The 22,134-nt window shown below is 71.7% G+C and carries 22 protein-coding genes and 1 tRNA gene; 12 read left to right on the plus strand and 11 right to left on the minus strand.

The features are described from left to right. Nucleotides 1-18: 18 nt before the first annotated feature. The 8 genes from ACFQS2_RS07200 to ACFQS2_RS07235 are packed head-to-tail and all read left to right on the plus strand — an operon-like array spanning nucleotide 19 to nucleotide 9,788. Nucleotides 19-732 (plus strand): FhaA domain-containing protein, encoded by a 714-nt coding sequence (locus tag ACFQS2_RS07200; protein WP_377018376.1) that lies wholly within the window; start codon nucleotides 19-21, stop codon nucleotides 730-732. A 15-nt stretch (nucleotides 733-747) separates the two neighbouring features. Continuing rightward, a complete protein-coding gene (locus ACFQS2_RS07205) occupies nucleotides 748-1,275 on the plus strand; it encodes an FHA domain-containing protein (protein ID WP_377018377.1) in 528 nt (175 codons plus the stop codon). Then, entirely contained in the window at nucleotides 1,272-2,603 is a 1,332-nt protein-coding gene (locus tag ACFQS2_RS07210; RefSeq protein WP_377793169.1) for a PP2C family protein-serine/threonine phosphatase, read from the plus strand. Before ACFQS2_RS07205 ends, ACFQS2_RS07210 begins: the two co-directional genes overlap by 4 nt. Further along, complete coding sequence (locus ACFQS2_RS07215; RefSeq protein ID WP_377793170.1) at nucleotides 2,603-4,015, plus strand: FtsW/RodA/SpoVE family cell cycle protein; 1,413 nt, start codon at nucleotides 2,603-2,605, stop codon at nucleotides 4,013-4,015. Before ACFQS2_RS07210 ends, ACFQS2_RS07215 begins: the two co-directional genes overlap by 1 nt. Then, entirely contained in the window at nucleotides 4,012-5,457 is a 1,446-nt protein-coding gene (locus ACFQS2_RS07220) for a peptidoglycan D,D-transpeptidase FtsI family protein (RefSeq protein WP_377793171.1), read from the plus strand. The genes ACFQS2_RS07215 and ACFQS2_RS07220 overlap by 4 nt, the downstream gene beginning before the upstream one ends. Next, nucleotides 5,454-6,926 (plus strand): serine/threonine-protein kinase, encoded by a 1,473-nt coding sequence (locus ACFQS2_RS07225; RefSeq protein WP_377793172.1) that lies wholly within the window; start codon nucleotides 5,454-5,456, stop codon nucleotides 6,924-6,926. Before ACFQS2_RS07220 ends, ACFQS2_RS07225 begins: the two co-directional genes overlap by 4 nt. After that, a complete protein-coding gene (gene pknB, locus ACFQS2_RS07230; RefSeq protein WP_377018382.1) occupies nucleotides 6,923-9,139 on the plus strand; it encodes a Stk1 family PASTA domain-containing Ser/Thr kinase in 2,217 nt (738 codons plus the stop codon). Before ACFQS2_RS07225 ends, pknB begins: the two co-directional genes overlap by 4 nt. After that, a complete protein-coding gene (locus tag ACFQS2_RS07235) occupies nucleotides 9,129-9,788 on the plus strand; it encodes an anthranilate synthase component II (RefSeq protein WP_377018383.1) in 660 nt (219 codons plus the stop codon). The genes pknB and ACFQS2_RS07235 overlap by 11 nt, the downstream gene beginning before the upstream one ends. Nucleotides 9,789-9,805: 17 nt before the next feature. Here ACFQS2_RS07235 and ACFQS2_RS07240 read toward each other — a convergent pair whose 3' ends face one another. The 3 genes from ACFQS2_RS07240 to ACFQS2_RS07250 are packed head-to-tail and all read right to left on the minus strand — an operon-like array spanning nucleotide 9,806 to nucleotide 11,657. Continuing rightward, complete coding sequence (locus ACFQS2_RS07240; RefSeq protein WP_377018384.1) at nucleotides 9,806-10,000, minus strand: hypothetical protein; 195 nt, start codon at nucleotides 9,998-10,000, stop codon at nucleotides 9,806-9,808. Continuing rightward, entirely contained in the window at nucleotides 10,000-10,851 is an 852-nt protein-coding gene (locus tag ACFQS2_RS07245) for a class E sortase (RefSeq protein WP_377018385.1), read from the minus strand. Before ACFQS2_RS07245 ends, ACFQS2_RS07240 begins: the two co-directional genes overlap by 1 nt. After that, a complete protein-coding gene (locus ACFQS2_RS07250) occupies nucleotides 10,851-11,657 on the minus strand; it encodes a DUF881 domain-containing protein (protein ID WP_377018386.1) in 807 nt (268 codons plus the stop codon). Before ACFQS2_RS07250 ends, ACFQS2_RS07245 begins: the two co-directional genes overlap by 1 nt. Before the next feature lie 115 nt (nucleotides 11,658-11,772). Here ACFQS2_RS07250 and ACFQS2_RS07255 point away from each other — a divergent pair, with 115 nt between their 5' ends. The 3 genes from ACFQS2_RS07255 to ACFQS2_RS07265 all read left to right on the plus strand — a co-directional run bounded on the left by ACFQS2_RS07255 (nucleotide 11,773) and on the right by ACFQS2_RS07265 (nucleotide 13,708). Next, nucleotides 11,773-12,411 (plus strand): cell division protein CrgA, encoded by a 639-nt coding sequence (locus ACFQS2_RS07255; RefSeq protein WP_377018387.1) that lies wholly within the window; start codon nucleotides 11,773-11,775, stop codon nucleotides 12,409-12,411. 191 nt (nucleotides 12,412-12,602) lie between these two features. Further along, on the plus strand, nucleotides 12,603-13,526 hold the full coding sequence (locus tag ACFQS2_RS07260; protein WP_377018388.1) for an LppM family (lipo)protein: 924 nt from the start codon (nucleotides 12,603-12,605) through the stop codon (nucleotides 13,524-13,526). Between the two features lie 109 nt (nucleotides 13,527-13,635). Beyond that, nucleotides 13,636-13,708: transfer RNA gene (locus tag ACFQS2_RS07265), tRNA-Arg, on the plus strand. Nucleotides 13,709-13,794: 86 nt separating this feature from the next. Here the strand turns inward: ACFQS2_RS07265 and ACFQS2_RS07270 are convergent. Further along, the gene (locus ACFQS2_RS07270; protein ID WP_377018389.1) at nucleotides 13,795-14,142 is read right to left on the minus strand and encodes an ArsR/SmtB family transcription factor; all 348 of its coding nucleotides are present in this window, start codon (nucleotides 14,140-14,142) and stop codon (nucleotides 13,795-13,797) included. A gap of 90 nt (nucleotides 14,143-14,232) precedes the next feature. Here ACFQS2_RS07270 and ACFQS2_RS07275 point away from each other — a divergent pair, with 90 nt between their 5' ends. Next, a complete protein-coding gene (locus ACFQS2_RS07275; protein WP_377793173.1) occupies nucleotides 14,233-15,366 on the plus strand; it encodes a cation diffusion facilitator family transporter in 1,134 nt (377 codons plus the stop codon). A 31-nt stretch (nucleotides 15,367-15,397) separates the two neighbouring features. Here the strand turns inward: ACFQS2_RS07275 and ACFQS2_RS07280 are convergent, their stop codons facing one another. The 7 genes from ACFQS2_RS07280 to ACFQS2_RS07310 form a co-directional block, all read right to left on the minus strand. Next, nucleotides 15,398-16,615, minus strand: a complete 1,218-nt coding sequence (locus tag ACFQS2_RS07280) for a Gfo/Idh/MocA family protein (protein WP_377793174.1) — start codon at nucleotides 16,613-16,615, stop codon at nucleotides 15,398-15,400. Then, entirely contained in the window at nucleotides 16,605-17,369 is a 765-nt protein-coding gene (locus ACFQS2_RS07285; RefSeq protein WP_377793175.1) for a ThuA domain-containing protein, read from the minus strand. Before ACFQS2_RS07285 ends, ACFQS2_RS07280 begins: the two co-directional genes overlap by 11 nt. Nucleotides 17,370-17,617: 248 nt before the next feature. Next, nucleotides 17,618-18,034, minus strand: a complete 417-nt coding sequence (locus ACFQS2_RS07290) for a hypothetical protein (RefSeq protein WP_377793176.1) — start codon at nucleotides 18,032-18,034, stop codon at nucleotides 17,618-17,620. Then, nucleotides 18,031-18,654 (minus strand): histidine phosphatase family protein, encoded by a 624-nt coding sequence (locus ACFQS2_RS07295; protein ID WP_377793177.1) that lies wholly within the window; start codon nucleotides 18,652-18,654, stop codon nucleotides 18,031-18,033. Before ACFQS2_RS07295 ends, ACFQS2_RS07290 begins: the two co-directional genes overlap by 4 nt. 2 nt (nucleotides 18,655-18,656) lie before the next feature. Further along, complete coding sequence (locus ACFQS2_RS07300; RefSeq protein WP_377793178.1) at nucleotides 18,657-20,363, minus strand: FAD-binding oxidoreductase; 1,707 nt, start codon at nucleotides 20,361-20,363, stop codon at nucleotides 18,657-18,659. Further along, complete coding sequence (locus ACFQS2_RS07305; protein ID WP_377793179.1) at nucleotides 20,360-21,265, minus strand: lysophospholipid acyltransferase family protein; 906 nt, start codon at nucleotides 21,263-21,265, stop codon at nucleotides 20,360-20,362. Before ACFQS2_RS07305 ends, ACFQS2_RS07300 begins: the two co-directional genes overlap by 4 nt. Nucleotides 21,266-21,268: 3 nt before the next feature. Continuing rightward, a complete protein-coding gene (locus tag ACFQS2_RS07310; RefSeq protein ID WP_377793180.1) occupies nucleotides 21,269-22,045 on the minus strand; it encodes an SDR family NAD(P)-dependent oxidoreductase in 777 nt (258 codons plus the stop codon). Nucleotides 22,046-22,134: the final 89 nt, after the last annotated feature.

Raw genomic sequence — 22,134 nt, forward strand, 5'->3', positions numbered from 1 at the left:
CGACAGCGAAGGACCACCGTGGGGATCTTGGATCGGATCGAGCGCGGCCTCGACCGCGGCGTGACGAGCGTGTTCTCGCCGGGGCGCGGGCAGCTGAAACCCCTCGACCTCGCGCAGGGGCTCAAGCGCGAGTGCGACGACCAGATCCAGGTGCTCGACCGCACCCGGACCCTGGCGCCGAACGTGTACACGATCTATCTCCATTCCCAGGACTTCGACCGCTTCGCCTCCTGGCAGGACACCCTGATCGACGAGCTGCAGCGACTGCTCATGGAGCACGCCGAGAAGCAGCGCTACATGTTCGCCGGCGGCGTCGTGGTGGGCCTGGAGCGCGACGACGAGGTCCGCCCCGGCCGTTTCGAGACCGAGTCCCGCACCGAGCGCGGCAGCGTGGCCCCCGCCACCGGCGCCGCCCGCTCCGGGGCAGGATCCAGCCCCATCGTCGAGATCGACGGCCAGCAGTACCTGCTGACGGGGCCGGTGACGGTGATCGGCCGCGGCGGCGACGCGGACATCATCCTCGAGGACACCGGGGTCTCCCGCCATCACCTGGAGCTGCGCACCGACGGCGAGGGCGCGCTGGTGGCGACCGACCTCGGCTCGACCAACGGCACCTTCGTCGACGGCGAGCGGATCCGCACGCCGGTCACCCTGCAGGACCGTTCGCTGATCAAGATCGGCCGCACCCGCCTGACCGTGCTGCTCCCGGCCGCCGGCCCGGTCAGCTGGTGACCGGGTGACGATCACATGAGCGAACTGACCCTCGTCGCCCTCCGCCTGGGCTTCGTCCTGGCGCTGTGGGTGTTCGTGATCATCGCGGTGCTGGTGCTGCGCAACGACCTGTTCGGGACCACGGTCGTGACCCGCTCCAGCCGCGATCCGCGCCGTGAGCAGCGCCCTGCCTCCACCGCTCCCGGCGGGAACTCCTCGCGGTCCGACGCCGACCCGTCCGCGCTGCGCACCGACCCGGAGGTCACGGCCACCGCGATGGTCGTCACCGCCGGTCCCCTGCGCGGGACCTCGCTCACGCTGGGTTCCACCCCGATCCTGATCGGACGTGCCCCCGAGTGCACCCTCGTGCTCGATGACGACTACGCCTCGAACCGCCACGCCCGCGTCTTCCAGCGCGAGGGCGAGTGGATGGTGGAGGATCTGGGCTCCACCAACGGCACCCTGGTCTCCGGCCGGCGCATCGAAGGATCCGTACCGTTCAGGCCCGGTGCTCAGGTGCGGATCGGCCGCACCGAGATCGAGCTGAGACGAGGTCCGCGATGAGCATCGCCCTGCGGTACGCCGCCCGCTCCGACGTCGGCCTCGTGCGGTCCAACAACCAGGACTCCGGCTACGCGGGCAGTCACCTGCTGGTGGTCGCTGACGGCATGGGCGGCCACGCCGGCGGCGACGTCGCCTCCTCCGTCGCCATCGGGCGGCTGGCCGGGCTCGACTCGGACACGCCCGCCTCGGACATCGTCGCGACCCTCGAGGAGTCCGTGCTCGATGCCAACCAGGAGATCCTGCGCCGGGCGCGCGACGAGCCGCAGCTGCGGGGCCTGGGCACCACCATCACCGCCCTGCTGCGCGCCGAGGGCAAGTTCGCCCTCGCCCACATCGGCGACTCCCGCGCCTACCTGCTGCGCGAGGAGGAGACCACCCAGGTCACCAAGGACCACACCTTCGTCCAGCGCCTGCTGGACGAAGGCCGGCTGACCGAGGAGGAGGCCGAGCGCCATCCTCAGCGCTCGGTGCTGATGCGCGTGCTCGGCGACGTCGACGCCGACCCCGAGCTGGATCTGTCGCTGCGCCCGGCCCATCCGGGCGACCGCTGGATGCTGTGCTCGGACGGCCTGTCGGGCCTGGTCTCGCTGGACACGATCGACGCCACCCTCAAGGAGTTCGCCGATCCCGGCGAGTGCGCCGACGAGCTGGTCCAGCTGGCCCTGAAGGGCGGCGGCCCCGACAACATCACCTGCATCGTCGCCGACGTCATCGATCTCGACGAGCTGCCCCGCGGCGAGGAGGCCCCGTCCTCCGCCCCGCAGATCGTGGGCTCGGCGGCGCGCAACCGCAATCAGCCCACCGCCGCCTCCGGCCCCGCCGCGAAGGCGGCCGCACTGACCCGCGAGGAGCCGGAGGTCCCCTACGAGGACGAGGACTTCTCCGAGGACGAGCCGCCGCGGCGCAGCCCCTGGCCCGCGCTGGTGGCGATGGTGCTGCTGGTCGCGCTGCTGGGCGGCGTGCTGTGGGCGGGGTACGCCTGGTCCCAGCGGCAGTACTACGTGGGCACCGACGGCACCGACGTGGTCCTCTACCAGGGCCTGTCCCAGGATCTCGGCCCGATCTCGATGTCCGACCCGGTCGAGGTCACCGACGTGGCCCTGGACGATCTTCCCGAGGCGACCCGTCAGCAGGTCGAGAACACGATCTCGGCGAGCGACCGGGACTCGGCCGAGGCGATCATCGACCGCCTCGAGCAGGTCGCCGCCGCGAACCGGCCGCCTCCCAGCTCTCCCGCCCCCTCCGACGGTGGAGGCCCCTCCGACGGCGGAGGGATCGGCGGGAGCACCGGCGACGGCGCGAGCCCCGGCCCGGGTGAGGAGACCTAGTGGCCACCATCGTGTCCTACACCGCTCGCCCGCGCCGGCTGACCCAGGCCGCGCTGCTGGCGTTCGCGGTCGTGATCGGCCTGGGCGCCTACGCCCTGGTGGGTCTGGGGCGCTACGAGGAGCTGCCGGCGAACATGCCGCAGTACGCCATCGGCGCCGTGGTGCTCGCCGGGGCGCTGCAGATCGCGGTCATGTGGCGCGCACCGTACGCGGACCCGGTGATCCTGCCCGTGGTGGTGCTGCTGAACCTGCTGGGCATCGCGGTGATCGAGAGCGTCCACGCCGCCCATGAGATCTACTCGGTGCGCTCTTCCGGCAGTGCCGACCGGCAGATGCTGTGGGCCGCCATCGGGGTGATGCTGTGCGTGGGCGTGCTGGTGCTCCTGCGCGATCACCGCCACCTGCGCCGCTACTCGTGGATCTCCGCGGTCACCGGTGCGGTGCTGCTGCTGCTGCCCCTGCTGCCGGTGATCGGCTCCGCGCGCTACGGCTCCCAGATCTGGATCTCGATCGGCAGCTACAGCTTCCAGCCTGCCGAGCTGGCCAAGATCGCCTTCGCGATCTTCTTCGCCGGCTACCTGGTCTCCCGCCGCGACACCCTCGCCCTGGCCGGGCCCAAGGTGCTCGGCATCCACCTGCCCCGCTGGTCCGACTTCGGCCCGATCCTGGTGGCCTGGGGTTTCGCGATGGCGGTGCTCGTGTTCCAGACCGACCTGGGCACCTCGCTGATGTTCTTCGGCCTGTTCGTGGTGATGCTGTACGTGGCCACGGACCGCCTGAGCTGGCTGGTGATCGGGGCCGTGCTGTTCCTGCCGCCGGCCATCTTCGCGGCCACCCAGATGGGCCACGTCAAGACGCGCATCACCTGCTGGCTGGACCCGCTCTCCAGCGCGAACTTCAGCACCTGCGAGCAGATCGGTCAGGGCCTGTTCGGGCTCGCCAACGGCGGGATCACCGGCGCCGGCCTGGGTGAGGGACGGCCCGACGTGGTGCCCTTCGCCGAGTCCGACTTCATCTTCGCCTCCTTCGCGGAGGAGCTGGGGCTGGTCGGCGCCTTCGCCCTGCTGCTGCTGTACCTGCTGCTGGTCCAGCGCGCCGTGCGCGCCGCCGTCGGCATCTCCGACGGGTTCGGGACCCTGCTGGCCGGCGGTCTCGGCTTCGTCCTCGCCCTGCAGGTGTTCGTCGTCGTCGGCGGCCTCACCCGGGTGATCCCCCTGACCGGCCTCACGTTGCCGTTCCTGGCCGCCGGCGGCAGCTCGCTGGTGTGCAACTGGATCGTCGCGGGCATCCTGGTGCGGCTCTCGGACGCCGCCCGCCGGCCCGCCGCCCGCAACGTGCCCGGGGCGAACGGCAGCGGCGGCGAGACCGCACGGCCGGTCCCGCACGGCACCGGCGGGGAGGTGATGGCGTGAACAGGCCCCTGCGCCATGTGTGGCTGGTGATCAGCGTGCTGTTCGTGCTGCTGTTCACCTCCACCACCTATTTCCAGGTCGTCGCCCAGGACCGGCTGAACGCCCACGGCGAGAACGACCGCACCCGCTACAACGAGTACGGCCGCCACCGCGGCCCGATCGTGGTCGACGGCGAGGTGATCGCGAGCTCGCAGGAGTCCGGGGACACCTACGGGTACCTGCGCGGCTACGACCCCGGAGCCATGTACGCCCCGGTCACGGGCTACTACTCGGTGGTCTACGGCTTCTCCGGCATCGAGCGGGCCCTGAACGACACGCTGTCCGGTGAGGCCGATGCGCTGTTCTACCACCGCATCTCCGACATCCTCTCGGGCAAGCAGGGCCGGGGGGCGACGGTCGAGCTGACGCTGGACTCCGGCGCCCAGGAGGCCGCGTGGGAGGCGCTGGACGGCCGCCGCGGCTCCGTGGTCGCGCTGGACCCGGAGACCGGGGCGATCCTGGCCATGGTCTCCTCCCCCAGCTACGACCCCAACCGACTGGCCTCCCACGACATCGGGGCGGTCCAGGACGCGTGGACGGAGCTGAACGAGGATCCCCAGCGCCCGCTGACCAACCGCGCCATCGGCGGGGACCTCTACCCGCCCGGCTCGGCGTTCAAGCTCGTCGTCGCCGCGGCCGCCCTCGAATCCGGCACGGCCACCGCGGACTCGGTGATCCCGGGGCCGGGGACGTACCAGCTGCCGAACTCGTCGTCGGTGATGAACAACCATGCCGGCGGCGGCACCGAGCCCTGCGGGCCCGGTGAAGAGTCCACCCTGGCCGACGCCCTGCGCCAGTCCTGCAACACCTCCTTCGCGCTGCTCGGGCAGAAGGTCGGCGAGGACCAGCTGCGAAGCACCGCCGAGGAGTTCGGCTTCGGTCAGCGCCTGGAGATCCCGCTGTCGGTCACGCCGTCCTCGATCGGCACCGATCTCGATCCCGCCCAGCTCGCCACCACGTCGATCGGGCAGTTCGAGACCCGGGTGACGCCGCTGCAGATGGCCATGGTCGCCGGCACCTTCGCCAACGACGGGGTGGTGATGCAGCCCCAGCTGGTCCAGGCCGTGCGCACCAGCGACCTCTCCACGGTGGCCGAGCTGACCCCGGACGAGCTCGGCCAGCCGGTCAGCGCCGCCAACGCCGCCCAGATGCGCCAGATGATGGTCGGGGTCGTCGAGGACGGGACCGGGACGGCCGCGGCCGTCGACGGCGTGGAGGTCGGCGGCAAGACCGGCACCGCGCAGTGGGGCCAGGACCGCGCGGCCCACTCCTGGTTCGTGGGCTACGGGCAGACCGACGAGCAGAAGGTGGCGCTCTCGGTCGTGGTCGAGGAGGGCGGATACGGGTCGCAGACGGCGGCACCGATCGCCCAGGACGTGATGGAGGCGGTGATCGATCCATGAGGACCGAACCAGGACTCGTGCTCGAAGGGCGCTACGAGCTGACCTCGCTCATCGCCACCGGCGGCATGGGACAGGTCTGGAAGGGCCAGGACCAGGAGCTCGATCGCAAGGTGGCCGTCAAGGTGCTGCGCGAGGAGTACGCCGGGGACGAGGGCTTCCTCAAGCGCTTCCGCGCCGAGGCCCGCCACACCGCCGCCCTCTCGCACGACGCGATCGCCGCCCTGTACGACTACGGCGAGCTGGACGGGCGCGCCTACATCGTCATGGAGCTCTGCCCCGGCCGGCCGCTGTCGGACATCATCGAGGAGAACCCCGGCGGGCTGCCCGAGAAGCGGGTCATCTCGATCCTCATCGAGCTCGCCCGCGCGCTGGATGCCGCCCACTCCAAGGGGGTCGTCCACCGCGACGTGAAGCCGGAGAACGTGCTGGTCGACGAGGACAACGGCTGGTCGATGAAGATCACCGACTTCGGGATCGCCCGCAGCAAGGACCAGGCCCGGCTGACCAAGACCGGCCTTGTGATGGGCACCGCCCAGTACCTCTCCCCCGAGCAGGCGATGGGCAAGCAGGCCACCTCCCTCTCGGACATCTACGCCCTGGGGATCGTGGCCTACGAGATGCTCGCCGGCCACCGGCCCTTCACCGGCTCCAGCCAGGTCGAGATCGCCATGGCCCAGGTCAAGCAGCAGCCCCCGGAGCTGCCCGAGTCGATCAACGAGGACCTGCGGCGCCTGGTGATGATGACGCTGGCCAAGGCCCCGGCCAACCGCCCCCGTTCGGCGGCGGCGGTGGCCCGGATCCTGGAGGCCATCCAGCGCGGCGTGGAGCCGCGCTTCACCACCGGCGCGATCCCGGTCACCCGGGTCGAGGACCACGACTGGACCGGTGAGAACGCCGTGCGCGGCGAGAGCGGCACCGGGGAGCGTCCGCGCACCGGGCCGGGCGCCTCGCCGACGGGGACCCGGACCGCCGCGATGCCGCTGCCGCTGTCGGGCCGGGGCCGAGGGGTCCGGCACCGCTCCGGCGCGTCGGCGACCTCGGCGCGCTCTGCTGCGTCGGCCGGTTCCGCTGCGTCGGCTGTCTCTGCCGGGTCCGCGCGCTCCGCGGCGTCCCCGTCGCCGGCGCCGCGCACCTCGTCGCGGGAGCGGACCGCAGACCGGTCGTCCCGGGACGGGACGCCGGGCGGGGTGGACACCGCCGCCTCGGCCCGGACCGTGCGGGGCACCTCGACGGGCCGACGGATCGGGCCACTGTCCCTGCCCGGGCTGATCCTGGTGATCCTCGTGGTGGTGGTCATCGCGGTCGCGGTCGCCGGAGGAATGGGATGGTTGCCCCTGGGCGCGACGGGGCTCGGCCCCGTCGACCAGTTCGACCGGTTCGACCAGGTCGGGCCCGGGGAGACGGTGTCAGCACGTACGATGAACGGATCGGTCGGTGTCGGCCACGGCACGAGGACAGGTGTGGAGTGAGCGAAGAGAACGTGGTCCTGGGAGGCCGCTACGTGCTGGGGCGCATCCTCGGGACAGGCGGCATGGCCGAGGTGTTCCTGGCGGAGGACACCCGCCTGCACCGCACGGTCGCCGTCAAGGTGCTGCGCTCCGATCTGGCCCGGGATTCCAATTTTCAGGAGAGGTTCCGCCGTGAGGCGCACAGCGCCGCCTCGCTGAACCATCCCTCGATCGTCGCCGTGTACGACACCGGCGAGGAGCACCAGAGCACGGTCACCGGCGCCGACGTCACCATCCCCTACATCGTGATGGAGTACGTCCACGGCACCACGCTGCGCGAGCACGTCGACCCCCCGATGGACGCCCATCAGGCCGGGGAGGTCATGGCCGCGCTGCTCAGCGCCCTGGAGTACTCGCACCGGGCCGGGATCGTCCACCGCGACATCAAGCCGGGCAACGTGATGATCACCGACTCGGGCGCGGTCAAGGTCATGGACTTCGGCATCGCCCGCGCGGTCGCCGACGCCACCAGCGCGATGACGGCCACCCAGGCCGTGATGGGCACCGCCCAGTACCTCTCGCCGGAGCAGGCCCGCGGCCAGCTGGTCGATGCCCGCTCGGACATCTACTCCGCCGCGTGCGTGATGTACGAGATGCTCACCGGGCGCCCGCCGTTCACCGGCGACACCCCGGTCTCCATCGCCTACCAGCACGTGCGCGAGGAGCCTCAGCCCCCGTCGGCCTACAACCCCGCGATCACGCCCGCGCTGGATGCCGTGATCCTCACGGGCCTGGCCAAGGACCGCGAGAAGCGCTACCCCAGCGCCGTCGCGTTCTCCCGCGACATCGCCGCCGCCGTCTCCGGCCGCACCCCGGCACTGGTCGCCGGGGCCGTCCCGGCAGGGTCCGACGCCGAGGCAACCACCGTGCTGGGCCCGGTCGGCGACGCCACCGAGGCCCTGCCGGCGATGAGCGCTGCCGGCGCGGCCGCCGGGGCGGGAGCGGCCACGACCACGCGGGCCGCGGACTGGAGCAGCGGCGCGCCCGCTGAGCCCACCGGTCTCACTCCCCACTCCCCCGCGGAGGTCGAGGAGGAGCCGAAGCGCAAGCGCCCCTGGTGGCTGATCATCCTGGTCCTGCTCGCCGTCCTCGCCCTGATCGCCGCCGCGCTGGTCTACTTCAATCCGTTCGGACCCTCCGAGCCGGAGACGGTGGCGGTGCCGGCCGTGGCCGGGGAGACCGAGGACGAGGCCCGCACGATCCTCGACGAGGCCGGGCTCGAGGCCGAGTTCAGCCAGGTCGCCTCCCAGGACGTGGAGGCCGGGACCGTCATCGAGACCGATCCGCCGGAGGGCGAGGAGGTCGAGGTCGGCTCCACCGTGGCGGTGACCGTCTCCGCCGGTCCGGAGGCGGTGGAGGTCCCCGACGTCACGGACATGAGCCGCGAGGAGGCCGAACAGGCCCTCGAGGACGCCGGGCTCGACTCCGAGGTCGCCGGCGAGGAGGATGCGGCGAAGGAGCGCGGCACCGTGCTGCGGTCCGATCCGCAGGGCGGCACCAGCACCGAGCGCGGCACCGTGGTGCAGCTGACCGTCGCCTCGGGCGACGTCGAGATCCCCAACGTCGAGGGCGTCGCCCTGGAGCAGGCCCAGGAGTCCCTGGAGGCGCGCGGCTTCGAGGTCGCCTCCTCCGAGCGGGAGGACGCCGAGGCGGACCCGGGCACGGTGCTCACCCAGACGCCCACCGCCGAGAGCGGGACCGCGCCGTACGGCTCCCGGGTCGACCTGGTGGTGGCCGCGGCGCCCGGCCCCGTGGCGGTTCCCAACGTCACCGGCCGCACGCTCGAGGAAGCCCAGCAGGTGCTCGGCGATGAGGGCTTCGGCACCGTCACGGAGCGGGAGAACTCCGACAGCGTGGAGGAGGGACGGGTGATCCGCACCGACCCCGAGGCCAACGAGGACGCCGAGCGCGGCTCGACCGTGACCATCGTGGTCTCCGACGGGCCGGAGGCCACGCCCTCGCCGACCCCCAGCGACTCACCGAGCCCGTCGCCCAGCGACACCCCGAGCGAGACGCCCAGCGAGACGCCGAGCGAGACGCCGAGTGAGGAGACCGGCGGCGGGAACGGCAACGGTGGCGGCAACGGCAACGGTGGCGGCAACGGCAATGGCGGCGGCGGAAACGGCGGCGGCAACGTCGACGAGGCCGTCGGAGGAGGAAACGGTGGCGACTGATACCTCTCCGGCTCGCGTGCTGGTCATCGACAACTACGACAGCTTCGTCTACACGATCGTCGGGTACCTCCAGCAGATGGGCGCCCGGACCGTCGTGGTGCGCAACGACGAGGTCCCCGCCGACGAGGCGGGCGCCGTCGACCTCACCGGATTCGACGGGGTGCTCATCTCCCCCGGTCCCGGCAACCCGACCACGGCCGGCCGCACCCTCGAGGTGATCGGCGCCTGCGCCGAGGGATCCGTGCCGATGCTCGGAGTCTGCCTGGGCCATCAGGCGCTGGGTCAGTACTTCGGGGCCACCGTCGGCCATGCCCCGCAGCTCATGCACGGGCGCACCAGCGACCTCACCCATGAGGGGCGCAGCGTCTTCGCCGGGGCCCCGTCGCCGATGACGGCGACCCGCTATCACTCGCTGACCGTCGTGCCCGAGACGATCCCCGAGGTCCTCGAGATCACCGCCCGCACCGCCGATGGCATGGTGATGGGCCTGGTCCACCGCGAGCTCCCGCTGCACGGCGTCCAGTTCCACCCCGAGTCCGTGCTCACCGAGAACGGGCACCTGATGCTGGCGCGGTTCCTCGAGCTGTGCGACGGCATCGACGCCGCCGAGCGCTCCGCGGGGCTGAAGCCCCTCATGACCGCCGGCTGAGCACGCGGCGGCACGGGTCAGACGGCCGGCGCACCGGTCTGGCCGGGGGCTCCGCGGGAGCCGACGAGTCCGTCGTTCAGCGGCACGTAGGGCGCGATCGCGGGGAAGACCCACCCGAACAGGGCCACCACGATCGCAGCCAGCAGCAGCACGGTGATCACGATGCGCGCCCAGCGGGGGCCGGGCAGGTGCCGGAACAGCCAGGCGTACATCAGCTCTCCTCCTCGCGCGCCACGGGGAGGGTGACGGCCGCCGCGGTCGCGTCCTCCTCGTCACTCCCGTCGGTCGCTCTCTCCGCTGCGCCGGCCCCGTCGGACGCCCCGCCCTGCGCGGCGAGGGCCTCCGGGATCCCGTCGGCACGGTCGGTCCAGTACGCGAACTCGGCGTGGACGATGTAGCGCTCGCGCGCCGAGTACATCGGGTGGCAGGCCGTCAGGGTCAGCATCCGCTCGGTGGGCTCGGCCTCGGGATCCGCCGGGTTCGGGGCGATCACCTCGACGTCCTGGGGCATCACGATCAGCGACTCGGTGACCTCGTAGACGTAGAACGCCTCGGCGGTCTCGACGACGATCGGATCGCCCGCCTCGAGCCGGGCGATGTCCTCGAACGGTCGACCGTAGGTGTTGCGGTGCCCGGCCACGGAGAAGTTCCCGACCTGGCCGGGCAGTGCGGTCTCGGGATAGTGGCCCACGCCCTTGACGTTGAGGACGTCCTCGAGGCTCACGCCCTCGGCCAGTGGGAAGCGGTCGCGATCGAAGGCGGGCACGTGCATGGTGCCCCACACCATGTTCTCGCCGGGGATCTCGGGCACCGGGGGCGGGCCCTCCTGGGCGGGGGCGATGCGCTCCTGGTCGACCTGACCCCACTCGGAGTCGAGGCCGGCGATGATGCCGGACTGCTCGCGATCGGCCATGACGTCGGTCCACCACAGCTGCCACACCAGGAACAGCAGCAGCAGCGCGCCCGCCGTCAGCAGCAGCTCCCCCAGGACACCTATCACGCCGCCGACGACGCCCGGCCCGCGCTGCTGCGGCCGCGCGCGGTGCCTGGAACGTCGGGCCATCATGCGGCCTGCGCGACGTCGAGCGTGAGGGACCCCGAGAAGGCGGGCAGGGTCTGCGAGTCCAGCGTCTCGATGCGCTCCCCCAGACCCACGTAGTCCACCCATTCACGGTACACCGAGACCCCCTGCGACTCGTCGAGCGCTGCGAGCATCTCCTCGGTGGGGCCGATGACGGTGATCACGAAGGGCGGGGAGTAGACGCGGCCTTCCAGCAGCAGCGTGTTGCCGGCGCAGCGGAAGGCACTGCCGTTGATCACACGCTGGTCCTGCAGCATCATCGCCTCCGCCCCGCCGGCCCACAGCGCGTTGATGTAGGACTCCATGTCCTGCTGGTGGACCACGAGATCATCGGGCTCGACGTCCGGGACGGAACCCAGCGCGCTGTTGGGCGCGTCGGTCAGGGTGATGCGCAGGGCGGGCCCGCTGACCTCGCTGAGCCCGACGGCGTCGGAGACCTCCGTGGTGCGCTCGTCGGCCGCGGCGTTCCCGCCCTCCTGCGTCAGCTCCTCGATCTCCGCGCGCTTGGCCTCCGCGTCCTCGGTGAGCTCCTCGATCGTCCGCCCGCGCTCCTGCAGCACCCCGGCGACGTCGCCGCTCTCGTCACGCAGCGAGCTTCCGCCGGCCAGCCGGCCGGTGGTGGCGAACAGGAGACCGCACAGGATCATCACGGCCACGACCCCGATCCGGCCCCGGACCCGACGCGACGACGGGGCCGCAGGCCCGGCGGGGCCGGGGGCGGGAGTGGGATGCTCGGCCGACTCGACGGGGTCGGCGCCGTCAGCGCGGTTCGCGGGATCTTCCGCCATGGTCACTCCTCGCTTCGCGCCCTCAGTCGACGACCATTACCCTAGGCCAAGGTCCGCGTCCGCGGGCCCGTGCGGCACCGCCGCGCGATCGGCCGCCTCGAGGGAGCACCGTTTCATGGCCAGGAGCAGGAAGAAGTCGTCCGCGCGCGCGACGTCGAAGGCGAAAGCTGGGGACACGCCCGTCGCGCCCGAGACGGACGACCTCGACGAGCTCGGCTCCGACGGCAGCGGGACGGATGCGGCCGAGGCCGACGGCACGGCCACGTCCGACGCGGCCGACGGCGACAGCGCTGCCGGCAGCGGCGCAGACCACGCCGGGACAGACGTAGACGCAGACGATGCCTCGGAAGCCACGAGCCCCGAGAGCGCCAGCGGCAAGGAGCCCGTGAAGCGCTCACGCGCCGCGGGGGCGAAGGACCCGGTGGCGACGAAGGGCAAGCGCTCCGGCGGCAAGAGCACGAGCGCGGGCAGCGAGGTCACCGAGAAGGCGAAGGACGCCACGCGCACTCCGTCGGCGAAGAAGGCCGCGGCGGCGGAGACCGCTCGCACCACGCGGCGCCGGGTCGCCGCGGAGGCGCCGAATCCCCCGTGGCTGGCGCCCGCCGCGGTGGTGTTCCTGATCCTGGGCCTGCTCTACCTGGTCACGTACTACCTCTCCAGCGGCCAGCTGCCGCTGCCGATCGGCGACTGGAACCTCGCGGCCGGCTTCGGTGTGATGCTCGTCGGCGGCGGCATGCTGATGTTCTGGAAATAGGCGCCGCCGGACAGAGCTCCGCCGGACAGAGCTCCGCCGGACACAGCTCCGCCGCACAGAGCACTGCCGGACCCGCGCGCGATGGGGAGTTCTCCCCACCGCGCGCTGGGTCGCGCCCGGGTAGTCTGACCTCGACCGACCACCTCCAGGGGCCGACAGGCAGCTGGGGCCCATGATCCGACGGGGGAACCATGAACACCATCTCGGCGCGGCGCCGGCTGATCGCCGTCTTCGTCCTGCCGTTCGTCCTGCTCCTCGCCGGATGCGGGCGTCTGCACGCCGACTACGAGATCCAGGACGTCGACACGATGAACGTGTCCGTCGACTTCGGGATCGAGTCGGAGCTCATCGAAGGCGAGTACGCCAGCGCCGAGGAGATGTGCAGCGACTCGCAGCAGGAGGGCGAAGCCACCTTCGGCCAGGCCGAGGTCACTCCGTACGAAGAGGACGGGTACTGGGGCTGCCGCGCGTCGGGCGTCCTGGAGCGCGCACAGTTCGCCGAGGGCATGGAGCTGACCGAGGAGGACGGCCAGTTCCACCTCACGATGGACCTGGGGACCGACGGGGAGTCCCTCAGCCAGGAGGATCTCGAGTTCGCCTACGGCGACCAGATCAACGAATTCGACTTCCGGGCCACCTTCGCCTTCCCGGGCAAGGTGCTCGAGTCCCGCGGCGGCACGATCGACGGCAACACCGTCACCTACACGGACGTCAGCGAGTTCTCCGAGGGCGTGGACATCACGGCAGAAGCCGGCGGGTTCCCCTGGTGGATCGTCATCGTCATCGCGCTCGTGCTGGGCTTCCTCCTGCTTCTCGTGCTCGCGGCCGTGGCGTTCTTCGTAATCCGGTCGCGACGCAAGAAGGGTGGCGGCTCCGGTGGTGCGAGCGTTCCGGCGGCCTTCGGCGGCCCGGGGTCCCAGGCGCCCGCAGCAGCTCCGCAGGGCGGCCAGGGCCAGCCGTGGGGCCAGGCCTCGCCGCCGCCCGCGCCTCCGCAGGGCGGCCAGGGTCAGCAGTGGGGCCAGCCGAACCAGGGCTATGGCTACCCGGGAAGCGATCCGCAGAACCCGCAGGGCGACAACCGGCCTCCGCAGCCGCCGCAGGCTCCGAGCTGGTGATCGCCCGGCCGACGGGCCGGTCGTGCACCGTGTGAGCAGGCTCATGGGCGCACGATTGGCGCCGATCTGGCCGGGGTACTAGACTCGACCAGGTCGGTTTCACCGGCAGGCGCCCGTAGCTTAACGGATAGAGCATCTGACTACGGATCAGAAGGTTGGGGGTTCGAATCCCTCCGGGCGCACTTCAGGAAAACGGCCCTGACCAGCGAGAATTCGCTGATCAGGGCCGTTTCGCGTCGGCGGGCGAGCTGGGCGGTCCCGGCGCGGCTCAGTAGCCGTGCGGGTCCTCCCCCTCGGCCACACCGGTGACGTGCTCGGCGTGCGAGAGCGACTCGGCCAGCAGCCGCCGCACATGGGTGTCCGACGCGCTGTAGAAGGCGAACGTCCCCTCCCTGCGGCTCTGGACCAGCCCGGCAAGGCGCAGCTTCGCCAGATGCTGGCTGATCGCAGCCGGGCTGGCACCCACCGCGTCGGCCAGAGCATTGACGCTGGACTCCTCGTGGAACAGGGCCCAGAGGATCTTCACCCGAGTGGGATCGGAGAGCATCCGGAAGGTGCCGACGGCGATCTGCGCATGCTCGTCGTCGGGAACGCGGCGCACGGGCTCGTCATGCATGGCCCTACCTTATGGGGTGGGAGCTCTGGTCCACGGCGCCTGCCGGGACACATCTTGCTATCTGCATGTATACGCAGATACATTCTCCAGATGGTGCAGAGTCGCGATCGCAAGGCCCGTCACGATCATGAGCACGCCCATGCTCACGGCCACGCTCACGACCACGGTGGGGCTCACAGTCACGGTGACGGCCACGAGGGCGGCTCCGGTGGGCTGCGGAGCCGCCTGCAGCACGCGCTCATTCCGCACAGCCACGACCACGGCGAGGCCATCCGCACCGCGGAGGAGGCCAGCTCCATCGGCATCCGCGCGGCGTGGATCTCGCTGGCCGGCATGGGCGCCACGGCGCTGCTGCAGATCGCCATCGTTGCGCTCAGCGGGTCCGTCGCACTGCTGGCGGACACCGTGCACAACCTCGGCCATCTCGCCACGACGATCCCGCTGATCCTCGCCTTCCGGCTGGGACGGCGCGCCCCGACCCGCCGCTACAGCTACGGGTTCCGGCGCGCAGAGGACCTGGTCGGCCTGCTGATCGGGGCCATGATCGCCCTCTCCGCCGTGCTCATCGTCGGGGAATCGGTCCGTGCCCTGACCTCGGCCCGCGATCTCACCCACCTCGGCTGGGTGCTGGCGGCCGCGCTGATCGGCGCGGCCGGCAACGAGGTGGTCGCGATCTACCGCATCCGCGCGGGCCGGCGGATCGGCTCCGCGGCGCTGATCGCCGAGGGCCAGCATGCCCGCACCGATGCCCTCACCTCGCTCGCCGTGGTGATCGGGGTGATGGGCGCCTGGTGCGGGCTGCCCTGGATCGATCCCCTGATCGGCCTGGTGATCGCCGCTGTCGTCGTCGCGGTGCTGATCGGCTCGATGCGCACGGTGCTGCAGCGACTGATGGACGGGATCGACCCGAGAACCCTGGAGACCGTGGAATCCGCGGCCGGTGAGGTCAGTGGAGTGATCGCGGTCGGCGAGGCGCGCGCCCGCTGGATCGGGCACCGCCTGGAGGCGGAGCTCGCCGTGACCGCGCGCCCGTCCCTCGGTCTGCAGGAGGCGGAGGCGCTCGCCGCGTCCGTCGAGGAGCAGCTGCGCCTCCGGCTCCCCCACCTCGAACGCGCACGGGTCCGGGTGCTTCCTGCCCGCCAGGGCACCGCCCACCCGGGCGCGGCTGACGGGAGCACGGGCACAGAGCCCCGGACGCGCCGGAGCCCGGCCGCCACCACGTGACCGGCCGGGCTCCGGGAGCGCGGGAGGGACCTCAGCGTGCGGCGGCGAGCACCTCGCGCACCGAACCCCAGGACTGCATCAGGTCCCGGGCCTCGGGGTGGGTCTCCGCGGCGATCGCGTCGGTGCGGGCCAGTTCGAGCAGGTCGTCGACCTTGACCCGCTCGCCCCGGTCGACGGAGGCGACGGCCGCCTCCACCATGGCGAAGCTCAGCAGGTTCTCGTGGACCTCGCACATCGGGGTGCGGCCCTCCTGCAGCGCGCTGACGAACTCGATCAGGGAGGCCGCGATCTGGTCGGGCTCCTCCCCCGTCTCCGAGTCGACCTCGGCCTGCAGGCGTGCGGTGGCCTCGTCGTCGTCGGTGCCCAGCACCGGCGCTCCCTTGCCGTCCCAGGTGGCCGAGCCGAGCTGTGCCCCGATCCGCCACTCGCTGTTCCAGTACGTCGGCAGGCCCCGGGCGTTCCAGGTGCCGTTGTAGACGAACAGGGAGCCGTCGGACATCTCGAACGTCGCCGTCACGGTGGCGTCGTGGGAGTACACGCTCCACTCCGGCTGCGCGCCACGGGCGGTCACCGCGACCGGATCGGCGTCCATGATGTAGCGGGCGGTGTCGAAGGCATGGATTCCCATGTCCCGCAGCAGCGGATGCAGCTGGGTGCGCCGATATCCCTCCATCTCCGTGAACAGCGAGAAGAAGGCGCTGGTCAGGACCGTCGGCCCGTGGGCGGCGACGAAGCTGCGCAGCTGCCGGACCTGGCGGAAGAACCGCCGGGACTGGGAGACCATGAACGGCACCCCGGTCAGCTCGGCGTGGGCGAGCAGGCTGAGGGCCTCCGGCAGGGTCTCGGTGACCGGCTTCTCGCCGAGGACGGGGATCCCGGCGTGCAGCGCCTTGACGGTCACGGGATGATGCGCGACCGGGACGGTCGGGTTCACGATCAGGTCCGCACCGACCTCCAGGGCCAGATCGGTGCCGTCGGCCCCTGTGCTCACCGCCGACGGATCGGCGATGCCGGACTGCTCGATGACGCGCTGCGGGGCACCCTCGACGAGATCCGCCACGCCGACCAGCTCGGCGACGTCGCTGGCGACGATCTCGCGGGCCCACCAGCTGCCCATGCCGCCTGCGCCGACCACGACCACGCGGGCGGGGCGGTCGGCCGGGAGCCGTGGGAAGCCGGTCAGCTCGGGGTCGAGGACGGGAGCCGCCGAGGTGTCCGTGCCGGGGACGCTGAGGACGTCAGATGACATGGGTGACCTCCTCGCCGCGGAACCAGTCGCGCGGCGCGTTGGCGATCTTCACCGGAGCCTGGTCGTGATGCTCGGGGCGGGCCCAGGTCACGGCGTTGGCCAGCACGCGCTGGATGTCGCGCTGGAAGTAGACGGGGTACTCCTGGTCGCCGGGGCTGAAGTAGAAGACCTTGCCCTTGCCGCGGCGGAACACGCAGCCCGAGCGGAACACCTCGCCCCCGGTGAAGGAGGAGACGAAGACCAGCTCATCGGGCGCGGGGATGTCGAACATCTCGCCGTAGGTCTCCTGCTCGGGCACCAGGATCGGGTGCGGGACGCCGCGGGCGATGGGGTGGGAGCCGCTCACGGTCCAGACCCGCTCCTCCTCGGCCTCGTTGCGCCACAGCAGGTTGCAGGTGGTGCCCATGAGCAGCTTGAAGGGCTTGGAGTAGTGCGCCGAGTGCAGCGGGATCAGACCCATGCCCTCGTGCACGCGACGCGCCACCCGGGCGGCGACCTCGTCGGGGACGTCGCCGTGGGCCATGTGGCCCCACCAGGTGAGAACGTCGGTCTCGGCCAGGGCCTCCTCGGAGAGGGAGTCCTCGATGTCGTCGAGCAGGGCGATGCGCACCTCCGCCTCGACGCCGTCGGCCGCGAGGTGCTCGCGCAGGCAGTCGGCGATGACGGTGTGCATACCCTCCGGGTAGATCTCCTGAACCTTCGGATCGACCTTCTCGTGCCGGTTCTCGCCGAAGACGGCGATGCGCAGTGTCATGTCAGTCCCTTGTTGTCTGGCTGTGGCCGCACCCGTGCGGGCGGCCGATCCATCGTAGGCACGCGGCCCGGCGCCGACGCAGTCCTGTCCGCGACTCGCCGGAAGGGATACCGCGCGCCGTCCCGGCGTCCATACGTGCAGACAACCGTGACCCGGATGTGACCTGTTACTCACCGGAAGCCGACTATGGTCGACGCAGGTTCCCTCAATGGCGAGGGAGCCTCTTCTTCGTTCGGCCCCGATCCGCCTCAGATCTCGCGCGTGCTCACCAGCCGGCCGTCGGCCTCGAGATGCTTCTCCAGCGCGGCGGCCGTCTCCCGGTGCGCGCGGGCCGCACGGTCACGGCCGACGGTGCCGCCGAGCGCGAGACCGGCCCCGGCGCCCCACCTGTAGCGCACGTCGGTGGTGTGGTCGCGCTCGCGGATCTCGATCTGGGCGGTGAGGAAGAACCTCCGGCCTGCCAGGGCGCCGAGCAGGATGGTCCGCCGGCGGCTGCCGCGCTCGTAGTCGACCCGGCCGGGTCCGCGTTCGCGCGGGCTCCAGCCGTGCTCGCGGAAGAACCACTCGACGCTCTCGCGCGTGTCGTCGTGGTCTCCGCGGACGACGTAGACGACCTGGTCCGAGGGGCCCGTCTCGGCTGGGTTCCTGCCCGACGGCGTCGTCATGGGGTCCCGGGGCGGAGCGCGCAGCGGGCACCGGACGCGTCCGCGAGCCGGGCCGGGCCGATGCGGCGCAGCTCAGCGTTGCCGAGGTGGGGGACGTCGCGGTGGTCGTGGGGGTCCTCGGCACTGCCGAGCGCGAGGGCGATCTGAAGGACGTCGCCGTGGGCGACCAGCACCACGGGGGCCTCGGCGGCCCACCGGTCCGCATCGCGCAGCACCGCATCGACCCGCTCGGCGACCGCGCGGACCGGCTCGACCTCGTGCTCGTGCTCCCCGCGGTCGCGATCCACGGCCCACACCAGGTCGTAGGAGCTGACCGGCCCCTCGTCGTGCGTCCCGAAGCTGCGCTCCCGCAGGCGCTGATCCAGCCGGGGCGCCGCCGCCCCGATCCCGGCGGCGAACTCCTCGGCGGTCTGGCGGGCCCGGGCGAAGTCACTGGAGACCACGTTCGTGCCGGGCCCGAGCCCGTGGGCGGCGGCATCGGCCGCGGCGCGGCGGGCCTGCTCCCGGCCGAGCTCGGTGAGCCCCACCTCGACCAGTGCCCTGGGGCCGGGCGCGGAGACGATCAGCCCCTCGACATTGGCCGTGGACTCGCCGTGCCGCAGCACCCAGATGTCGCTCATGGTCAGGGGGCGAGGACCTTGCCGGGGTTGAGGTTGCGGCCGGGGTCGTTGTCCGCGAACAGGCCGCGCACCATGCGGGCGCCGACCTCGCCGATGTCTTCGGCCATCCAGGGCTGGTGCTCGGTGCCCACGCCGTGGTGGTGGGAGACACCGGAGCCGAGGTCCACGAACGCCTGCTGGACGGCGTTCTTGGCGTCGTAGTACTCCGCCAGCGCGGTCTCGTCGCTGGCGTAGGGGAAGGCGAAGGTGAAGTAGAGGCAGGCGCCGCCGTGGTAGCTGTGCGACATGTGGCAGAACATGAAGCCGGGCCCGTCGGCCGCCTGTCGCACCCCGTGGAAGGCGTCGTAGACGGTGGCGTGGACCTCGTTGAGGTTCGACCAGCTGGCGCCGGTCTCGCACACGTCGCCGAAGACCTGGTAGTTCAGCAGGAAGTCGCGCAGGTAGGGGGTGTCGAACTTCTTCTGGTCGTAGACCGCGCCGGGCCCGGCGCCGAGGGTGATGCCGCCGTTGCGGGAGACGATCTTCTTGACCATCGCCTTCTCGCGCTCGACGCGCTCCTTGGTGCCCTCGAAGCAGACGTAGGAGATGCACATCCCCTCGGTGGTGTCCCAGCCCTTGGAGCGCAGGAAGGCGAACAGCCCATCCTGGGCCTTGCCCATCAGCTTGCTCTTGGTGGAGGTGGGTTCCTTGACCAGGGCCAGGCTGAAGCGGGTCTCGGGGCCATCGGAGAGACGGGTGAAGGTGGGCTTGACCTCTGAGCGCGCGATCGCGTGCATGCCGCGGATGCCGTGCTCCCAGTCGGGGTACATGTAGGCGATCACCTGCCGCACCGGCGCGGTGCGGTGGACCTGGACGGTGCACTCGGAGATGACGCCCAGGCGGCCCTCGCTGCCCAGGATCATCTCGTGCACGCTGGGCCCGGCGTCGCGGCCCGGGATCGCCTTGGTCACGGCCACGCCGTCGGGGTGGACCATGCGCAGCCCGCGCACCATCTGCTCGATGTCGCCGTAGCGGTCGGACTGCATGCCCGAGGAGCGGGTCGCCGCCCAGCCGCCGACGGTGGAGTAGGTGAAGGAGTCCGGGAAGTGACCCATGGTCCAGCCCAGCGCGTTCAGCTGCTCCTCGAGGTCGGGCCCGTAGGCGCCGGCCTGGACGCGGGCCAGGCCCGAGGTGTCGTCGATCTCGACGACCTCGCGCAGCCGGCCGAGGTTCATGGTGAGGATGGGGCGCTGCTCCGCCTCGTCGGGCGTGAGGGAGCCGGAGATGCACGAGCCGCCGCCGTAGGGGATCAGCACCAGGTCGTGCTCGATCACCAGGCGCAGGATCGCGGCGATCTCCTCCTCGCTGCCGGGGTAGACCACGGCGTCGACGAGGCGGGTGAAGTCCCCGGCCCGCGCGCGGAAGAGGTCGGGCAGGGAGCGGCCGAAGGAGTGCAGGACCCGGAACTCGTCATCGTCCAGCAGGTTCTCGGGGCCGACGATCTCCGCCAGGCCGTCGCGCTGGGCGGCGCCCAGGCGGGAGGCGGGCACCTGGTGCTCGGAGAGATCGGGGGCGACGGGATCGGGCTTGGAGAGCAGGTCCAGGCCGATCTTCTCCTTCGCCAGCGGAGCGAACCCTGGTTTGTTGCGCCAGTTGAAGGTGACGTCGTCCAGGCCCCAGCCCCACCACTTGTGGCGCTTGACCTCGCGGGCGCTCAGGGGTGCGCTCATGCGGGTTCCTCCTCGTCCGGGGCGGTGCCGCCAGCCTCACTGGCCCCGTTGCCCAGAACTTCGTCGTAATGCTGGTCGTACAGGTCTTTGACGCAGGCGCGGATGCGGGCCGAGAACTCCACGGCGGACTCGTCCTCGTGGGAGATCATCGGCTCGCCGAAGACGACGGCCACCGGCGGGCGGCCCTTCTTCGGCCAGCTGCGGCCCTTGGGCATCGCCTCATAGGCGCCGATGATCGCGGCGGGGATCACCGGGACGCCGACGCCGATCGCGAGCGCCGCCCCGCCCGGTTTGAACTCGCCCATCCTGCCGGTCTTCTGCCGGCTGCCCTCGGGGAAGACCAGGATCGGCACCCCGGAGCGCAGCAGGCGCCGGGAGTAGCCGGAGTACTTCCGGCTGCCGCCGCGATCGATCGGGAAGGCGTTGAACATCCAGCGCACGAACCAGCGGCGGTACCAGACGGTGAAGAAGTAGTCCGCGGCCACCCCGGTGGACAGGAACCTCGCCTGCGCCCAGGGCAGGCCGGCGGCGAGCATCGGGGCGTCGATGTGGCTGGAGTGGTTGGCGACCAGGACGAACGGTCCGCGCACGGTGCGCACCCGGCGGTGGACGACAGCGGTGGTGGTCAGGTTCGCGCCGACCACGCTGCGGAAGAAGATGCGCTGGAGGACGAAGCGGATGCCGGCGCGCCAGCGCGAGCGGTACTTGGCCAGGTCCCCCTCGGGCTTCTCCCAGCCCTGGCCGCGGGAGCGGGCCGAGAGGGAATGCAGCAGGCGCTGGGAGCGGGAGGCCCCGTCGGTCGCCTTCGGGGTGGGCTTGCCGCTGGACGGCGTGCCGGGCTCGGGCGTGGCGGCAGTGGGTTCGTCGTCGGCCGGGCCGCCGGCGGAGGTCGTGGGGGTCATACGTCAGCGCTCCCGGCTGCGGCGGTGGCTGAGCACGGCGCTGAGCCGGGCGACGACACCGCGCGGCGTGGTGCGCAGGATGCCGGCGATCAGCTTCCAGCGCTTGCTGGGCACGGACACGGGCTTGCCGCGGGCGACGTCGCGCAGGCAGTCCTCGACCAGGCGATCGGCGCTGAGCCACAGCACCCCGGGGATCGAGGAGCCCTTGATGCCGGCGCGGGAGTGGAACTCGGTGCGCACCCAGCCCGGCATCAGCGCGGTCACCTGCACACCGGTGCCGGCCAGCTGCACGCCGAGGGACTCGGAGTAGTTACTCACCCAGGCTTTGATCGCGGAGTAGTTGTTCTGCGTGACCAGGCCGCTGACGGAGGAGACATTGATGATCCAGCCCTGGCCGCGCTCGCGCATGCCGCGTCCTGCGGCGCCGCCGAGCTTGAGGACCGCGCGGATCATCACCTCGAAGCCGAGGTCGTGGGGCGTGAGGTCCTCATCGAGCAGGCTCGCCCGCACCGAGAAGCCCGCGTTGTTCACGAGCACGTCGACCGGATCGGTGCCGGTCTCCAGACGGTCCGCGACACGCTGCTGCGCCTCGCGGTCGGCGAGATCGGCGACCAGCGTCTCGACCTCGACCCCATAGTCATCGCGCAGCTTCTGGGCGGCCTCGTCGAGCCGCTCGGCATCCCGTGCGACCAGCACGAGCGAGGCTCCACGAGTGGCGAATGCTCTGGCGAAAGCGGCCCCGATGCCCGCGGTGCCGCCGGTGATCAGGGCCCTATGCATGGCGGCTACGATACACTAGCGCCGCCCTGACCAGCGCTGGGACGACCCCTCGCGAGGCGACCCCGAGGCGCGTGAGCCGCCGCCCGGAT

The organism is Brachybacterium sp. GCM10030267, from assembly GCF_042666875.1.
Lineage (GTDB): Bacteria > Actinomycetota > Actinomycetes > Actinomycetales > Dermabacteraceae > Brachybacterium.

What these genes read in the sequence shown, in the direction of transcription:
- ACFQS2_RS07205 (WP_377018377.1), top strand. Translation starts at nt 748, where the DNA reads ATGAGCGAACTGACCCTCGTCGCCCTCCGCCTGGGCTTCGTCCTGGCG.
- ACFQS2_RS07210 (WP_377793169.1), top strand. Translation starts at nt 1,272, where the DNA reads ATGAGCATCGCCCTGCGGTACGCCGCCCGCTCCGACGTCGGCCTCGTG.
- ACFQS2_RS07225 (WP_377793172.1), top strand. Translation starts at nt 5,454, where the DNA reads ATGAGGACCGAACCAGGACTCGTGCTCGAAGGGCGCTACGAGCTGACC.
- ACFQS2_RS07240 (WP_377018384.1), bottom strand. Translation starts at nt 10,000, where the DNA reads ATGTACGCCTGGCTGTTCCGGCACCTGCCCGGCCCCCGCTGGGCGCGC.
- ACFQS2_RS07245 (WP_377018385.1), bottom strand. Translation starts at nt 10,851, where the DNA reads ATGGCCCGACGTTCCAGGCACCGCGCGCGGCCGCAGCAGCGCGGGCCG.
- ACFQS2_RS07250 (WP_377018386.1), bottom strand. Translation starts at nt 11,657, where the DNA reads ATGGCGGAAGATCCCGCGAACCGCGCTGACGGCGCCGACCCCGTCGAG.
- ACFQS2_RS07255 (WP_377018387.1), top strand. Translation starts at nt 11,773, where the DNA reads ATGGCCAGGAGCAGGAAGAAGTCGTCCGCGCGCGCGACGTCGAAGGCG.
- ACFQS2_RS07260 (WP_377018388.1), top strand. Translation starts at nt 12,603, where the DNA reads ATGAACACCATCTCGGCGCGGCGCCGGCTGATCGCCGTCTTCGTCCTG.
- ACFQS2_RS07270 (WP_377018389.1), bottom strand. Translation starts at nt 14,142, where the DNA reads ATGCATGACGAGCCCGTGCGCCGCGTTCCCGACGACGAGCATGCGCAG.
- ACFQS2_RS07275 (WP_377793173.1), top strand. Translation starts at nt 14,233, where the DNA reads ATGGTGCAGAGTCGCGATCGCAAGGCCCGTCACGATCATGAGCACGCC.
- ACFQS2_RS07280 (WP_377793174.1), bottom strand. Translation starts at nt 16,615, where the DNA reads ATGTCATCTGACGTCCTCAGCGTCCCCGGCACGGACACCTCGGCGGCT.
- ACFQS2_RS07285 (WP_377793175.1), bottom strand. Translation starts at nt 17,369, where the DNA reads ATGACACTGCGCATCGCCGTCTTCGGCGAGAACCGGCACGAGAAGGTC.
- ACFQS2_RS07290 (WP_377793176.1), bottom strand. Translation starts at nt 18,034, where the DNA reads ATGACGACGCCGTCGGGCAGGAACCCAGCCGAGACGGGCCCCTCGGAC.
- ACFQS2_RS07295 (WP_377793177.1), bottom strand. Translation starts at nt 18,654, where the DNA reads ATGAGCGACATCTGGGTGCTGCGGCACGGCGAGTCCACGGCCAATGTC.
- ACFQS2_RS07300 (WP_377793178.1), bottom strand. Translation starts at nt 20,363, where the DNA reads ATGAGCGCACCCCTGAGCGCCCGCGAGGTCAAGCGCCACAAGTGGTGG.
- ACFQS2_RS07305 (WP_377793179.1), bottom strand. Translation starts at nt 21,265, where the DNA reads ATGACCCCCACGACCTCCGCCGGCGGCCCGGCCGACGACGAACCCACT.
- ACFQS2_RS07310 (WP_377793180.1), bottom strand. Translation starts at nt 22,045, where the DNA reads ATGCATAGGGCCCTGATCACCGGCGGCACCGCGGGCATCGGGGCCGCT.